This window comes from Actinomyces sp. HMSC08A09, assembly GCF_001807465.1.
GTDB classification, from domain to species: domain Bacteria; phylum Actinomycetota; class Actinomycetes; order Actinomycetales; family Actinomycetaceae; genus Actinomyces; species Actinomyces oris.
The window spans coordinates 1-568 of sequence record NZ_KV789105.1 but is presented as its reverse complement, the minus strand read 5'-3'; the positions used below and the strand labels follow the sequence as shown (position 1 = coordinate 568).

Below are 568 nucleotides of genomic sequence, written 5' to 3'. Positions count from 1 at the left end.
CTCGCCTTCCGTGACGAGGCCTGAGAGACTGGGCGCATGCGAATCGCCATCGGTGCCCCGGGCAATGGAGCCCTCCTGAAGGACGCTCTTGCGGGACGACTGGCTGAGGACGGGCGTGTGAGCGACGTCCTCGACTTGTCCACACCGGAGATCACCTACCCGGAGGTCTCCTTCCAGGTCGCCCGGGCAGTCGCCAAGGGGCGGGCCGACCGCGGGCTTCTCATCTGCGGCACCGGCGTGGGAACGGCCATCGCGGCCAACAAGGTGCCTGGGGTGCGTGCGGCGACCGCGCACGACCTGCTCACCGTGCGCGGCTCGGTGGAGAACTACGACGCCCAGATCCTGTGCATGGGACAGAACGTCATCGCCGCCCCCGCCGCCTGGGCGCTCATCGACATCTGGCTCGACCTGCGCCACGACCCCACCAGCAGCTACGGCCCCAAGGTCGGCGAGATCACCGCCTACGAGGCGCGCCTCCACTCCTGACGGCGGCTCCATCGAGCGGACAGGTGCCCAGGGCACTATCCGCAGTCTCTACGTGCGTGGCCCCTGACGGAAACTCATCGAG

At 68.8% G+C, this 568-nt stretch carries 1 protein-coding gene; it reads left to right on the top strand.

Features of this window, described 5'->3' with window-relative positions:
* Window positions 1-36: 36 nt before the first annotated feature.
* Window positions 37-486, top strand: a complete 450-nt coding sequence (locus HMPREF3165_RS04670) for an RpiB/LacA/LacB family sugar-phosphate isomerase (RefSeq protein ID WP_070511191.1) — start codon at window positions 37-39, stop codon at window positions 484-486.
* Window positions 487-568: the final 82 nt, after the last annotated feature.

What these genes read in the sequence shown, in the direction of transcription:
- HMPREF3165_RS04670 (WP_070511191.1), top strand. Translation starts at nt 37, where the DNA reads ATGCGAATCGCCATCGGTGCCCCGGGCAATGGAGCCCTCCTGAAGGAC.